Here is a 14,451-nt window from a genome sequence, read left to right as displayed (position 1 = left end):
CATACCCGAAGTCTAAAACCCCTTTAAGCCCCCAGCCCCCTGAGAATCAAGGCCAGGGCAGGATGCCCCGCCTTCTGATGGAGGCCCGCTGGTTTATCTCTTGCGGCCTTTGCCTGGGTTTATTGGCTATTTTAGTGACCTACTCCAAGGCAGATCCCGCTTGGTCCCATGCCAGTTTTGAGGCTCCCAAGAACCTAGGGGGTCGCTTTGGGGCCTATTTAGCGGATTTATTGCTCTATATTTTCGGTATTTCAGCATTTTGGTGGGTAGTCCTCTTTGGGCGCCGAGTTTTGAGTGGCTGGCGTGAGCTTTGGAGTATTCCCTTGCCTCCGGACCCCGATGCCAAACCAGACTCTCTATTAATGCGCTGGCTGGGCTTTGGGCTGACTTTACTGAGCAGTATGGGTCTAGAGTCTATTCGCCTGCATTCCTTGGCTTGGGAGCTTCCAAGGCCTCCTGGAGGCATTTTGGGTGAGTTGATTGGCGATCCCCTGCAAATGTCATTGGGATTTACTGGCTCCACTTTGGTTTTGCTATTTAGCCTTTGTGCCGGCCTTTCTTTATTTCTTCATTTTTCCTGGTTAGATGTTGCTGAAAAAGTGGGGCGCTCCCTTGAGCTTGCATACAACCGCTTGCGCGAGCGTCGTGATAGTGAGGCTGATCGCAGGCTGGGTGAAGCTGCCGCTGAAGAGCGTGAAGAGTTTGTTGAAGAGTTCCGTGGGCGCGTGGAAATTGCTAAACCTGTGCAAATTGTTCGTGCTCCAGTAGAGGTTGTGAAAAGTGCTCGTGTTGAGCGTGAGAAGCAGCAACCCCTGTTTGTAGACATCCCAGATTCAGAATTGCCGCCATTGGCATTGCTTGATCCTGTGCCTGAAGCGAAAGAAACGATTTCAGCGGACGTATTGGAATTTACTTCTCGCTTAATTGAGCGCAAGTTGGCTGAGTTCAATGTGGAGGTCAAAGTGATTGCCGCCTACCCAGGACCAGTAGTAACGCGTTATGAAATTGATCCTGCTGTTGGCGTTAAGGGCAGTCAAATTGTGAACCTCTCACGTGACTTGGCTCGATCCCTTGGCGTAGTGAGCATGCGCGTAGTGGAAACCATCCCAGGTAAAACCTGTATGGCCTTGGAGCTACCCAATCCAACGCGCCAATCGGTTTACCTTTCTGAGATTTTGACTTCGCAGATCTATAACGACAGCCACTCTTTATTGACGCTTGCCTTAGGTAAAGATATTTCTGGCGCCCCAATGGTTGCCGACTTGGCGAAGATGCCGCACTGCTTGGTTGCGGGTACCACTGGTGCTGGTAAGTCGGTTGGTATTAATGCCATGATTTTGTCGATCCTCTTCAAGGCAAAACCGGATGAAGTGCGCTTGATCATGATTGATCCGAAGATGCTAGAGATGGCGATGTACGACAAGATTCCCCATCTTTTGTGTCCAGTGGTGACGGATATGAAGCAGGCATATAACGCGCTTAATTGGGCCGTGAACGAGATGGAGCGTCGCTACAAACTCATGAGTAAGTTTGGCGTGCGTAACCTTGCCGGCTTCAATAAAAAGATTTTAGAGGCTGAAGAAAAAGGTGAGAAGCTCACCAATCCATTTAGTCTGACTCCGGATGATCCAGAGCCAATCTATAGGGCACCAGTGATTGTCATTGTGATCGATGAGTTAGCTGACTTGATGATGGTCTCCGGTAAGAAGATTGAGGAGTTGATTGCACGTATTGCTCAAAAAGCTCGTGCTGCTGGCATCCACTTGGTATTGGCAACACAACGTCCGAGCGTGGATGTGATTACTGGTTTGATCAAAGCAAACGTACCAACCCGTATTTCTTTCCAGGTCAGTAGCAAGATTGATAGCCGTACCATTCTGGATCAACAGGGTGCTGAAGCGCTCCTCGGTATGGGCGACATGCTCTACATGGCTCCAGGTACTGGATTGCCTGTCCGTGTTCACGGCGCCTTTGTTTCTGATGATGAAGTCCATCGCGTAGTCGAGTGGCTCAAAGAAAAGGGCGAAGCCAATTACATTGACGGCGTTCTTGAGGGTGCCGATGAATCCACAATGGATGCCTTGACTGGTGAGGGTGGTGGCGAAGCTGATCCTTTGTATGACCAGGCAGTCGCTATCGTTTTAGAAAATAAACGTCCATCTATTTCATTGGTACAACGTCACTTGCGTATTGGTTATAACCGCGCTGCGCGCTTGCTAGAAGATATGGAAAAAGCAGGGCTCGTTTCTAAAATGGGTAATGGCGGTAATCGTGAAATCCTCCACCGCTCTTCCGAGTAAGGCGATTACTTTGAAAAGATTGATAACGGTAGTTACTGCTGTGATGCTCACTCTCACAGTTTCCGGATTTGCTAATCCCGCGTTTGCTGAAGGTGATAGTGGTGCAGAGCAGTTACGTCAATTTGTACGCAACTCAAAAACTGCTGAAGGGGAGTTTGTGCAACAACAGTTACGCGCTCCTAAGGCTAATGAACCTCAGGACAAAGGTTTAAAAGTCGTTCGTCAAACCCAGGGGCGTTTTGTATTTCAGCGCCCAGGTAGATTTATTTGGGAGACCCAAAAGCCTTATGAACAAAAACTGATTGCCGATGGTAAGCAACTCATTTTGTGGGATAAGGATTTAAATCAGGCTACTTTTCGTCCATCTGGGCAGGCTTTAGCTGCAACACCAGCGGCAATCTTGTTTGGTGAAACTTCTCTGGATCAACACTTTGATTTGGTTGATGGCGAAGACCGTTTGGGTATGAAATGGGTTGCCCTAGCGCCCAAGAAAACCCCTAACGCAAAAAATGGAATCGACTTACCCTATACCAAGATTTCAGTGGGTATGGTCAATGGCCTGCCTAAATCGCTGGAGTTGATTGACGGTCTGGGAAGTGTTGTGTTGGTGACTTTGGATAAGATTGTGCTCAATGTCAATTTACCCGCTAATCGCTTTACCTTTACGCCACCTGCAGGCGCTGAAGTCTTACGCTTAAACTAGAGCTAAATTAGTGCCTCATTAGCACTCCTAACACCCTAACCAGTAGAGCATTACATGATTGATCCGCAATTACTCCGCAAAGATATCGTAGCCGTTGCTGCGCGTTTAGCAACCCGTAAATTCCAATTGGATATTGAGAAATTCAATGCCCTAGAATCCGAGCGAAAATCCTTACAGACCCGCACTGAAGAGTTGCAAGCAAAACGCAATCAATTGGCCAAAGCCATTGGTATGAAAAAAGGTAAGGGTGAGGATGCGACAACTGAGATGGCTGAAGCAGGCCAAATCAATGTCGATATGGAATCAGGCGCGGCAAGACTATCTATCCTTCAAGTGGAGATTGCGGATTTCCTAATGAATATTCCCAATCTTCCAGATGAAGCAGTACCGCTTGGTAAAGATGAGGCCGAGAATAAAGAAGTAAAGCGCTGGGGTGAGGCTCCAACATTTGATTTTGAGATTAAGGATCACGTCGATCTTGGTGGTCCGCTTGGTCTAGATTTTGAAGTAGCTGCGAAAATTAGTGGCTCACGCTTTGTCGTTCTCAAGGGACCTATTGCTAGATTGCATCGTGCCTTAGCGCAGTTCATGCTCGATATCCATACGACGCATCACAACTACCAAGAAGTCTATGCGCCATATATGGTTAACGCTGCTTCTATGCGTGGTACTGGCCAGTTGCCGAAATTTGAAGAGGACTTATTTAAGGTTCCTCGTCAGATAGGTGGTGAGGATGGGGCGGGAGAATCTAAAACTGAAAGCTTCTATCTCATTCCTACTGCAGAAGTGCCGGTAACGAATTTAGTACGTGACACCATTACAGCGGCTGAAGAGTTGCCTTTGAGGTTTGTTGCTCACACCCCATGCTTTAGATCTGAGGCAGGAAGTTATGGGCGCGATGTACGCGGCATGATTCGTCAACACCAGTTCGATAAAGTGGAGTTGGTCCAAATCACTAAACCAGAAGATTCCATGCAAGCCCTAGAAGAATTAACGGGCCATGCAGAAAAAATTCTGGAGCTACTTGAGTTGCCTTACAGAAAAGTGTTGCTCTGCACTGGCGACATGGGTTTTGGTAGCACCAAGACCTATGACTTAGAAGTCTGGGTTCCATCACAAAAAGCGTATCGTGAGATTAGCTCTTGCTCTAGCATGGGTGATTTCCAAGCAAGACGAATGCAGGCACGATTTAAGGTTGGCCAAGGCAAACCAGAATTGCTGCACACATTGAACGGCTCAGGTCTTGCAGTGGGCAGAGCGCTAGTGGCGCTCCTTGAAAACAAACAACAAGCTGACGGTAGTATCGCCATTCCCACGGCGTTACAGTCATACTTGGGTGGTTTGAAAGTGCTCAAACCTATCTAATTCAATAAAAACACTAAAAAGCTAAACCAACCCCCCAAAGCTATAATTGCATTCGGTTCGGAGAGGTGGCAGAGTGGTCGAATGTACCTGACTCGAAATCAGGCGTAGGGTCAAACCTACCGTGGGTTCGAATCCCACCCTCTCCGCCAGCTAGTCTCTAGATTTCATCAATTTAGAGAAATTAACGAATGAGCCCCACAGTACGCGGGGCTTTTTTGTTTTTAGTTTCTCTTGGGTTGGTTTGGTGAGGTTTTTTCACCTCAATTGCCCACTTCTCTCAGTGAGCTTAAAAGACGGTGGATTTGGTCTACTTAGGGAGTGCTTGTAAGGCAGCTAACGGCCGAGAGTAGGCATTCATTTAACTTCCTTCACCAGCAAATCTCGATTCAGGGGGATTAAAAAGCTTTGAATTGAATATATCGACAAGTGATTTGATTTAAGTCAAGTCTAAGGAAAATCGGAGGAATAGGGTTGTACTGGTATGCGCAAAAAATACCCAAGATTCTATTGTTGTTTATGACTACAGCTATCGAAAAAATAAAGGAATCATGAAAGTTCAATTGGATACGTCTAAAGATGGTGCTGACCAAGAGAAAACAGTGCATCGTTTTTCGCGTCGCTCATTCATAAAGTACTCCATCGGAAGTATTGTGATGACTTATTCTAGATGGGGTTTTGCAGCGAAAAATGGAATATTTACTACTTACAAAATTGATAGTGAGGTCAGAACAACAGTAGAGCGCATGCTTTCTTTTTCAGTGCCAGATTTAGTCAAATCACCCGCCTCTGACAAAGGGCTTGCCCCTACTGAATTGCATTATTTAAACCAATATAAAAAATATCAATACGGTAGCTATACCTATGGCCCAGGACTCCCGATTGAACGTCGCTTTGACTTGATGCCAGAGGGCTATCAACCCGAGCATATCAAGAGACTACAGCGCTTAAGCTCATTCTTTACGGTGAGTGATATTCACCTAACTGACAAGCAGGCAGGCAATCAATTAATTGCAATTCAACAATTAGATTCTGAATTTGGCGCGCCAATGACCTCAATCTATTCGCCGACGATGTTAACCACTACCCAGGTTCTTGATGCTGCCATTCAAACTGCAAACGCTTTGCATGCAACTCATGCATTCGATTTTGGATTGTCCTTAGGGGATACCTGCAACTCTACCCAATATAACGAGACTCGATGGTATCTGGATATTTTGGATGGAAAAGTGATTTATCCCAATACTAGCGGGGATGCCACTCAAGATGCCACCTCTTATCAGAAACCCTTTAAGTCTGCCGGCCTATTGCCCGAAATTCCCTGGTACCAAGTCAATGGCAATCATGATCTTTTTATGATTGGGAGTGTATCTGTTGATGCGGATCCCAGTCTTCAGCTTCGAAACTCCTATGTAAACGATCGTATCTGGGCTGTCGGCGATGTGCTCAAGCCGATAAAAGATTTTCCATTTTTCCCATGTCTTTTTGATACTACGGTGAGCTTAAAGTCCCCACTCTATTACATGGGTACGATCAACGGTGCATCTGAGTATGGGGAAATCATTCATGCTGGACCGGTCAGTAATTTTTTAAAGCAGCCCTTCAATTCTCCCAACCTGAATCGCCGCTCGCTTACAAAAAAAGAATGGATTGCTGAATTTTTTAATACTAGCTCTTTACCGCAGGGACATGGATTTCATTTGGTAGACCCCAACTATGACAAGGAGGAGTCTGGATTTTCTTGCTACAGTTTTTTACCGAAAGCTGACATACCGTTACGTATGATTGTTTTGGATAATGTTCAGGACCCAAAAGATGGCAGTCATGATATTCATGGGCATGGTTATTTGAGTGCTACTCGGGTTAAATGGTTGCGGTCGCAATTGAATCTTGCAAAGAAAAGACTGGAGTTAGTGATCATTGCATCACATGTTCCACTTGGTGTAGCACCTATTGGAAGTGAGATGGAGTGGTGGGAATCAACCCGCGACCCTCATGCAAAGTTGAAAAACGCAATCTCTCTCGCTAAATTAGTTTCAGAAATTCAAGCCAATGGTCAGGTCTTATGTTGGCTAGCGGGGCATCGCCATGTCAATACCGTTAAGGCGTTTAAAGCGCCTTTAGGTGCTCCCGCAGAGCATGGATTTTGGCAAATTGAAACCAGTTCTTTACATGACTTCCCGCAACAGTTTCGTACCTTGCAGGTCTATCTCAATAGTGATTACAGTATTTCTATTGTGACTGTGAATGTTGATCCTGCGGTACGTGAGGGTACACCCGCTGAGAGTGGAAGGCGCATGGCAATTGCAGCACAACAAATTATTCAAAATGATATGCGACCAAATGCGCCGAATGTAGAGCGTGCATTCGGAGCTATACCTGTTGTCTCGATGGACCCAACGCGGCCACAGAATGGAACGGCTGATACGTCAATTCGATATGGGGATATTGCGGGAGTGCCATATTGCGCATCTTATAACGCTGAATTATTTAAACCCTTAAGCCCCGCCATGATTAAAGCGCTGAAAAATCGATTTCCTATATGAGGGACTTCACCATTTCAGCATTCAAGTTTTCTGTATTTGAGGGTCGGGGCGTATCTAGGCGTACTTTTGCAAAATATTTATTTGTTATTGCAATTTATTGCGTGGGGCCGTTTGCTCTGGCGCAAGCGCCCTCTGCAGTCTTAGCTCCAGGTGAAAGTCTAGGGATATTTCTCAATATTAGCCCCGTCCCCAATCTGCGGGATCTTGGCGGGTATGTCACTAAAAATGGAGATGTTGTGGTGAGGGGAATGGCCTATCGCTCCAATGAGTTCTACGCCATGGATGCAGAAGATTTAATCAAGCTGCAGGCACTTAAATTAAAGACTGATTACGACTTACGCACATCAGCTGAGATTGTGGCTCAACCCGACAATATTCCTCCGGAGATTACGTATGTTCGGCTTAATGTGATGGCAGGTGAGGACTTAATCACGCCGCCCGATCAGATTAACATACTGTTTCAAAATCCCAAATTAGCAACTCAAAAATGGGGTGGTGCGAAGGGGGTTGAGGCGAGTTTTGTTGCGCTTTATCGGGATTTTGTATTGCTTCCCAGTGCACAAAAATCGTACCGAATACTTTTTCTATCCCTGTCCGATGTTGCTAATTTGCCGGGGGTGTTTCACTGCACCAATGGTAAGGATAGGACGGGCTGGGGAGCCGCAGCCTTACTAACTTTCTTAGGTGTGCCTAAAGACCAAGTATTTTCTGATTACTTGCGCAGTAACGACTATTTATTGCCAATGCATCAGAAGGAGATTGATGCATTTATTGCTGGGGGTGGCGATCCTGGTATTCCTGCGGCGCTTTTTGGCGTGAAGCAACAGTACTTAGAAGCATCTTTTGATGAGATGTATAAGCGCTACGGAACGATTGAGCGATATTTCTTAGAGGGACTAAAAATCAATGCCACTGAGCAAAAGCATCTTCGAGAAATGTATTTAATGCACGGTCGTGGCGTCTTAGGCGCAGATTAAGTTATTGGCGCTCATAAATAATTCTTCCGCCGACAATAGTCTTATTAACTTGTACATCTTTTAAACTCTCCTTTGCAATCTGAAAGATATTTTTAGAGAGTACTGCCATATCAGCATACTTCCCAACTTCAATACTGCCTTTTACTTTTTCTTCGCCAACTGCTTTAGCTGGCCAGATGGTCCACATTTTTAAAGCATCCAGAACAGAAATGGCTTCTTGGGGTTCAAAGATGCCCTTATCTGACTGTCTGGTGACGCTGGCATACATTGCTTTAAACGGGTCAATATTGCCCAAGTAAATACCAGTCATATCCGTACCAGCCGCGGGCTCTAGCCCCGCTTTGATCATGCTTTGAAATTTAAATCCAGTTTCAGTGCGCTGTGCACCCATATTTTCATAGTCTGCGTTAACCAATTCCAACAGCCAAATGGGCTGTACGGAAATATGCAAACCATCCTTTTTCATTTTTTTAGCTCGTTGTAATTGCTGCTCAGAAAGCTGAAACATTCCAAAGTGTTCAATTCGCTTAATGGTGGTGGCGTGGGTAGTGTTAATGACATGCTGATATGCATTTAGGCCAATGTCTGTTGCGGCATCACCCGAACAATGGAGCATGGCTATTTTCTGATTTCGATTGGCTAACTTTGCAAAGGCATTGGCGTTACTTTCAGTGGTGACGAGAGTGCCTTTATTGCCGGGAGGATCCGTATCTAAGTTTCCAACGTAGGTCTCGTACATAAAGCCTGTTCTGCAATCATTTTCCCCGTCGACCCAGGCTTTCACTCCAAAGAAGCGATAGTAAGCTGCATCAGCCTCTTTTGGCATCTCTAAAGAGCTGAAATCTTTAGGAAGACCTTGTCCATTGGGTTCTGCCCACACCGATACGGAATAGCGGATATTCGGTTTGGCAACCGATTTAGAGACTGCTTGCAATACAGGAAGTGCTCCTACAGGCGTTATAGCCAGCACAGATGTAAACCCATTCTGGTTCCACAATTTGGCTATTTCAGTAGAGTAGTAGCGGGCAATTTCAGTAGACTTGGGGGCTGCTGGTATATCTCCTTGGCCATCAGTGATCACCCCGGTTGGGTTGCCGTCTTTATCAAGCAACACGCCACTACCATGAGGTAATTTAGTGATACCTTTGGTCGCCCCCAGTTTTTCTAACGCTACTGAATTAGCAATCGCCATATGGGTGCCATTGGCAACCACAACAGGATTATTGGGAGCAATCAGATCCAATTCAGATTTAGTGGGTACGCGTTTCTCCACGAATTTATTTTCACTGGCTGAGACACAAGCTACATATACCCATTGATCCTTTGGAGTAACTTTGATTCGATCAGCAAGATTTTGTAATGCCTGTTTAACGGAAGGGGTTCCTGGATAGCGTGCGTCTACCCAATCTTCTTTCATCCAAATAGTTTCCATGGGATGGGTATGTCCATCAATTAACCCGGGCACAACAAATTGCTGATTAAGATCGATAACTTTAGTGCCGGATCCGATATAAGCTTTGATTTTTTTGTTAGGGCCTACGGCGATGAATTTTTCATTCTTAATAGCTACGGCATTTGCATGTGATTGAGTGTTATTTAGGGTCTCAATTTGACCGTTAATGAAGATCACATCTGCCTGCTCTTTTGCGTAAGTTTGTGAGCCAAAAAAAGTAATGAAAAGAATCATTATTAGAGTGGCTAGGTGCGGTGGTTTGAGATATTTACGCATGACGAAGGGCACCCTCATTATTTGTCTTAATAGATTAAAGCAGCAATTGATGTCAATCGGTTGATGTGGATCAAGGTCTAGTGCAAATTACCATTCAAAGCCTGCAATGTGACCCCTATGGGTCGACAAGAGCTAAATTGATCGAATTCACTCGGATGATTCAAATCGGCCATTAAGAGACGTTAAAATAATTCAATAGAACTTGGTAGAGCCCGCTAATAAAATCAACTACTTAGGGAGAAATTTCTAAGTTGTTCTTCCTTTTGCGTCACAAAGTACGTAAGTAATTATTGGAAGTATGTATGTATTCTTACATGTAGGGCCTACCTAACTATAATAATCAGCTCTCTTCGATGCACTTTAAATGGAAACATCATGACAGCAGAAGCTATCCCAGCAATCCTCAATTTACCAATCGGAATTAATGCCACTGGTACACGCAATGAATTTGATAGTATTGGCACGATCGCAGTTCCTGCCAATCACTATTGGGGTGCGCAAACACAGCGTAGCTTAATTCACTTCAATATTGGGCATGATTTGATGCCTAAAGAGGTCTATCACGCGTATGGATATGTAAAAAAAGCGGCTGCGATTGTAAATACAAAAGCTGGTCGTCTCCCTGAGTGGAAAGGGAAATTAATAGAGCAAGTTGCAGATGAGGTTATTAATGGTAGTTTAGATAGTGAGTTTCCTTTGTATGTCTGGCAGACTGGATCTGGCACTCAGTCCAATATGAATTTGAATGAAGTTATTTCCAATCGCTGTATTCAATTAGTTGGCGGTACCTTGGGTAGTCAAGAGCCAATTCATCCAAATGACCATGTCAATATGGGTCAATCTAGTAACGACACTTTCCCAACAGCCATGCATATTGCTGCATACAAGATGGTTACTGAAAAAACGCTACCTGCTTTAACGCGCTTACACGATGCGCTTGATGCTAAGTCAAAACAATGGGCTGATATTGTCAAGATTGGTCGAACCCATTTAGAGGACGCAACCCCATTAACTGTTGGTCAAGAATGGTCGGGTTACGCTGGTGCAGTCAGTGACGCTATTGCTGAATTAACCCATGCATCTCAAGGGCTGCTACAAGTTGCCATGGGTGGGACTGCTGTTGGTACTGGATTAAATGCCCCTGTTGGCTTTGGTGATGAGGTTGCCGCAACTCTCTCAGAATTAACTGGTTTTACTATCAAAACTGCAGATAATAAATTTACCGCTCAAGGCACTCTTGATCGCATGGTCCGTGCGCATGCTGGTTTGAAGACAACTGCTGTCACCTTATTTAAGATTGCTAACGATATGCGCTGGCTGGGATCTGGCCCAAGAACAGGTTTAATGGAAATGACTTTTCCAGCGAATGAGCCAGGCTCCTCAATCATGCCCGGCAAGGTAAATCCAACCCAAGCCGAAGCAATGTTGATGGTTTGCATCCAGATTATGGGTTCAGATGTTGCAGTGCAAATGGGTGGCGCAGAAGGTAATTTTGAACTGAATGCATTCCGCCCAATTATTATTAATAACTATCTTCATTCTGCTTTGATCATGGCTGATATGTGTGATCATTTTAGAGAGTTCATGATTGAAGGCGCCGTTGTGAATCAGGCTCAGTTAACAAATAATATTGAGCGATCTGTCATGATGGTGACTGCATTGTCTCCAGTGATTGGGTATGACAATGCCTCCGTCATTGCGCACTACGCAATTGACAATAATCTGACCTTAAAGCAAGCTGCGCTTGCAAAGGGAGTTACTGAAGAAATGTTTGATCGAATTGTGGTTCCACTAAACATGACCAAGCCTGGCTCAGCAGACATTAAGAGTAAATAATGACAGAGCAGGATACGCAATTGGTGGGGGAGAAGGCGCTCCAAAATCAGGTGGGTTCTCGATTTTCATCAGACTGGAAAAGTGGTCGACATAGAGAGCGTAGGCTGGTATCTGAGTTTATTGGTCTTTCTGGAATGACTTTTTTTCTGTCAGGTGGCGCATCTATTCTTGCGCAGCACGGAGGTGCTGACCTAGCCCCATATCAGTATGCTTTTATCTTGTCTGCTATTGCAGCTCTTTGGATAATGACTGCAGTATATTTTTTTGGGGGATATCTCCGCCCACTTCAACCCTGCGATGACCTTGGCTTTTGCAATTCGTGGTGATATGGGCAAGGGCATGGCATTGGCATATATCGTTGTGCAGTACATTGCGGCAGCCGCAGGCTCAAGTCTTGCGCTTTATTTATTTGGTGAAGCGGGTAACTTAGCGGCAACGATGCCCAAAGAAGGATTGGTTTTTAAATCCCTTATTTTTGAAGCAGTACTAACTTTTGCGATGGTCTTGCTCGTGCTCAGCATGGCTAATGGACCTAAACTCAATGGCCCCTTTGTTCCGATTGCGGTAGGCGGATACATTATGGCGGCAGGAACTATGGGCGGACCATTTGATGGCGCTGCTTTTAATCCAGCCAGGGCATTTGGCCCGGATTTTGCCCTCGGTAATTTTTCAGGCTATTGGATTTATCCTGTTGGATCAATCGTTGGAGCTGCTTTAGCTGTTTTAGTCGCGCGATTCTTGAGGGGGCCAGCGAAGGCTTCAGAATCCCAGGCGGCTATGGGTACACCACTGGATAAGAGTGATTAATTTACTCTTATGGCCTTGCTTGGCCTATGCATATTAAACACTGCCCATTACATATTTTTATGAATTCTTAATGCATGAAATTTCTTGTCATTCCATTACTAGCCTTTTGTATTTCACAAGCTCATGCGGAAGATGTATTGGCGCCACTTTCCCAGTTCTATAACGATTCACAACAGTTAGATGATAGTAGGGTGCTGGAGTTTTGGGCTTCACACGATTATCAAGGTAGCGATAACTACCAAAATGACTTAAGGATCCGTTATTACAACCCACTAGAGGTGGGCGACTGGAAAGGCCGAATTCGTGTAGATGCCAATGTTGCCTCTAACTACAACTCCATTACCACCCCGAACAATGTGGGGCAATATGGTGCTGGCAATATGTTCTTTACTGTGTGGGGTCAAGCGCCGGAGTTCTTGAAGCCTCTCGGAGCATTGGTTGGTGCGAGGGTAATTTTTCCATTCGGAAATAACGGGCAATGGGCTGCTGGCCCTCAAATGGGATGGCGCTTTACGCCAGAGGTTAATGGCACTCTGAAGGTAACCGACTTTTCTCCTTTAATTCGATATATCTATGGTTGGGATGCTAAGAACAATAGTTTTGCAGCGAATCCCACCCAACCTGTATTGGCGAGAAATCTACATATCTTCCCAACTATTGGTTTTCAGTTGAGCCCCAGCACAACCCTACGACTTTGGGATGAAAATGGAGCCATTCTTAACACAGCAGGTAATGGGTGGTTTGTTCCAATCGATGCCATGGTTTTGCATCGTCTTGATAAAAACTGGGTCGTTGCCGTTGGTGCTAGTAAGCAAGTTGTGCAAACCTATCAACAATATGATTGGTCTACTTACGCCAAAATCTCATTCAATTTTTAATGTTGATGTCATTTGTAAAAACCCTCTTTGATAGAGTCGCTAAATCAAAAGTTCATCGCCCCATCTAATGTCGGAAATTTTGGGTTTGTGGTGGTGAAAATATGACGTGCTTCTAACGCCATAAAGCGCTAATTAAGTTTTTTGCATTTTTTATCCCGCGGTAGCCGCTTAGGGTCGAATTGAGTCTATTTGGCTTAGTTTGGTCGAATGCTGGTTATGTGGCCAATAGCAGTCGGTCACTTCAGGCCTTAGTGGGTTCAGCTAAAAGTAAGCTTTTATCAGGAATTGTGGGGGTATTGTAATTTGAGTGTTAGCTAAAGCAATGCCAATCAACTCAAGTTAAAATCAGTGGGGTGGTTGCATCACTAGCCCCATCTAATTCAAGGGAAAATATTATGAAAGCTAAATTAATAAGTTTGTTTGCAGCACTAGCATTAGTGGCTTGCGCTACTTCAGTGACCCAGTCAGAGATCCAGCAGGCAAAGTTTTCACCCCAACCCAAGCAAGCGGAAATCGACAAGGAAGTTAATGCATATCTCAAGGCTAATATTAATGAGTCTAATGCCGCCAAGAAAGAATGCTCGCCACCACGTAAAGCATGGGCAAGAACTTTTAGTTATGAGGCTCCAAAATTTGGATGGATGGTTGTTTGTGATGTGAACGCCAAAGAAAAATCTGGCGGATATGGCCCATTGAAGGCATACATGTTCTTATTTACTGAGAATGGAAATTTTTCCTATGACTCTTCTTCTTTCGTCAATATTAATAACAACGTCCAGTTTTTGGATTTGATTAAATAAGCAATAGATTGCTCGGCAAAGCCACCTTCGGGTGGTTTTTCTTTGAGCATCCGCTTTGGGTCTTGGATTCAACTGGTCAACGCAACAGATTGGGCAAAACGTTCTGCCGGTGTTTGATAGTTTAGTGTTTTTCTAGGGCGTTCATTAAGTTTCCTGGCTATGGCATTAAGCTTAGCCTGCGAGTAATTGGCTACGCTCATTCCTTTAGGGAAGTATTGTCTTAGTAAGCCATTGGTATTTTCATTTGAGCCTCGTTGCCAAGGATGCTGGGGATCACAAAAGTAAACCTGAACATCCGTGGCTAAGGTAAAGCGTTTGTGTTCAGACATCTCTTTGCCTCGATCCCAAGTGAGCGACTTATACAACTCGTCTGGTAATTTCCTCGCATGCTTAATTAAGGCATTGACGACTGTTTGACTATCTTTGCGAGCAACCTTGACTAGCATCACATAGCGAGTCTGGCGCTCAACGAGAGTAGCAATCTGGCTATTAGCATCTCCGTAAAGTAGATCA

The 14,451-nt window shown here is 44.9% G+C and carries 11 protein-coding genes and 1 tRNA gene; 10 read left to right on the top strand and 2 right to left on the bottom strand.

From position 1 onward, the window contains the following. Positions 1-62: 62 nt before the first annotated feature. The 6 genes from CBI30_RS02675 to CBI30_RS02650 all read left to right on the top strand — a co-directional run bounded on the left by CBI30_RS02675 (position 63) and on the right by CBI30_RS02650 (position 7,888). A complete protein-coding gene (locus CBI30_RS02675) occupies positions 63-2,300 on the top strand; it encodes a DNA translocase FtsK (protein WP_370652524.1) in 2,238 nt (745 codons plus the stop codon). Further along, on the top strand, positions 2,272-3,003 hold the full coding sequence (gene lolA, locus CBI30_RS02670; protein WP_240553476.1) for an outer membrane lipoprotein periplasmic chaperone LolA: 732 nt from the start codon (positions 2,272-2,274) through the stop codon (positions 3,001-3,003). The genes CBI30_RS02675 and lolA overlap by 29 nt, the downstream gene beginning before the upstream one ends. A 54-nt stretch (positions 3,004-3,057) precedes the next feature. Further along, positions 3,058-4,368 (top strand): serine--tRNA ligase, encoded by a 1,311-nt coding sequence (serS, locus tag CBI30_RS02665; RefSeq protein WP_088526789.1) that lies wholly within the window; start codon positions 3,058-3,060, stop codon positions 4,366-4,368. A 59-nt stretch (positions 4,369-4,427) separates the two neighbouring features. Next, positions 4,428-4,517, top strand: a tRNA-Ser gene (locus tag CBI30_RS02660). Positions 4,518-4,916: 399 nt separating this feature from the next. Beyond that, positions 4,917-6,911, top strand: a complete 1,995-nt coding sequence (locus tag CBI30_RS02655) for a TIGR03768 family metallophosphoesterase (protein WP_088526788.1) — start codon at positions 4,917-4,919, stop codon at positions 6,909-6,911. Next, positions 6,908-7,888 carry a tyrosine-protein phosphatase gene (locus CBI30_RS02650; RefSeq protein ID WP_088526787.1) on the top strand — a complete coding sequence of 327 codons (981 nt, stop codon included), beginning with the start codon at positions 6,908-6,910 and terminating at the stop codon, positions 7,886-7,888. The genes CBI30_RS02655 and CBI30_RS02650 overlap by 4 nt, the downstream gene beginning before the upstream one ends. A 1-nt stretch (position 7,889) precedes the next feature. Here CBI30_RS02650 and CBI30_RS02645 read toward each other — a convergent pair whose 3' ends face one another. Beyond that, positions 7,890-9,617, bottom strand: coding sequence for an amidohydrolase (locus tag CBI30_RS02645; protein WP_161492262.1), 1,728 nt, complete (start codon positions 9,615-9,617; stop codon positions 7,890-7,892). A 375-nt stretch (positions 9,618-9,992) separates the two neighbouring features. On the opposite strand from CBI30_RS02645, the gene CBI30_RS02640 reads away from it, so the two are divergent. The 4 genes from CBI30_RS02640 (at position 9,993) to CBI30_RS02620 (ending at position 13,938) form a co-directional block, all read left to right on the top strand. Beyond that, positions 9,993-11,453 (top strand): class II fumarate hydratase, encoded by a 1,461-nt coding sequence (locus CBI30_RS02640; protein ID WP_088526785.1) that lies wholly within the window; start codon positions 9,993-9,995, stop codon positions 11,451-11,453. A gap of 264 nt (positions 11,454-11,717) precedes the next feature. Further along, a complete protein-coding gene (locus tag CBI30_RS02630; RefSeq protein WP_161492261.1) occupies positions 11,718-12,260 on the top strand; it encodes an MIP/aquaporin family protein in 543 nt (180 codons plus the stop codon). Between the two features lie 74 nt (positions 12,261-12,334). After that, positions 12,335-13,138 (top strand): hypothetical protein, encoded by an 804-nt coding sequence (locus CBI30_RS02625; protein ID WP_088526782.1) that lies wholly within the window; start codon positions 12,335-12,337, stop codon positions 13,136-13,138. Between the two features lie 395 nt (positions 13,139-13,533). Further along, positions 13,534-13,938 carry a hypothetical protein gene (locus CBI30_RS02620; protein WP_088526781.1) on the top strand — a complete coding sequence of 135 codons (405 nt, stop codon included), beginning with the start codon at positions 13,534-13,536 and terminating at the stop codon, positions 13,936-13,938. Positions 13,939-14,006: 68 nt separating this feature from the next. Here CBI30_RS02620 and CBI30_RS02615 read toward each other — a convergent pair. Beyond that, the coding region (locus CBI30_RS02615; RefSeq protein ID WP_143744343.1) for an IS30 family transposase at positions 14,007-14,451 on the bottom strand (445 nt) is incomplete at its 5' end.

This window comes from Polynucleobacter aenigmaticus (assembly GCF_002206635.1).
Taxonomy (GTDB): domain Bacteria; phylum Pseudomonadota; class Gammaproteobacteria; order Burkholderiales; family Burkholderiaceae; genus Polynucleobacter; species Polynucleobacter aenigmaticus.
Note: the sequence above shows the minus strand (reverse complement) of the source record. Positions and strands in the feature narration are given on the sequence as shown.

Bases quoted from the DNA above. Each gene is read 5' to 3' on its own strand.
- CBI30_RS02675 (WP_370652524.1), top strand. From the start codon at position 63: ATGCCCCGCCTTCTGATGGAGGCCCGCTGGTTTATCTCTTGCGGCCTT.
- CBI30_RS02620 (WP_088526781.1), top strand. From the start codon at position 13,534: ATGAAAGCTAAATTAATAAGTTTGTTTGCAGCACTAGCATTAGTGGCT.
- serS (WP_088526789.1), top strand. From the start codon at position 3,058: ATGATTGATCCGCAATTACTCCGCAAAGATATCGTAGCCGTTGCTGCG.
- CBI30_RS02645 (WP_161492262.1), bottom strand. From the start codon at position 9,617: ATGCGTAAATATCTCAAACCACCGCACCTAGCCACTCTAATAATGATT.
- CBI30_RS02625 (WP_088526782.1), top strand. From the start codon at position 12,335: ATGAAATTTCTTGTCATTCCATTACTAGCCTTTTGTATTTCACAAGCT.
- CBI30_RS02640 (WP_088526785.1), top strand. From the start codon at position 9,993: ATGACAGCAGAAGCTATCCCAGCAATCCTCAATTTACCAATCGGAATT.
- CBI30_RS02655 (WP_088526788.1), top strand. From the start codon at position 4,917: ATGAAAGTTCAATTGGATACGTCTAAAGATGGTGCTGACCAAGAGAAA.
- CBI30_RS02650 (WP_088526787.1), top strand. From the start codon at position 6,908: ATGAGGGACTTCACCATTTCAGCATTCAAGTTTTCTGTATTTGAGGGT.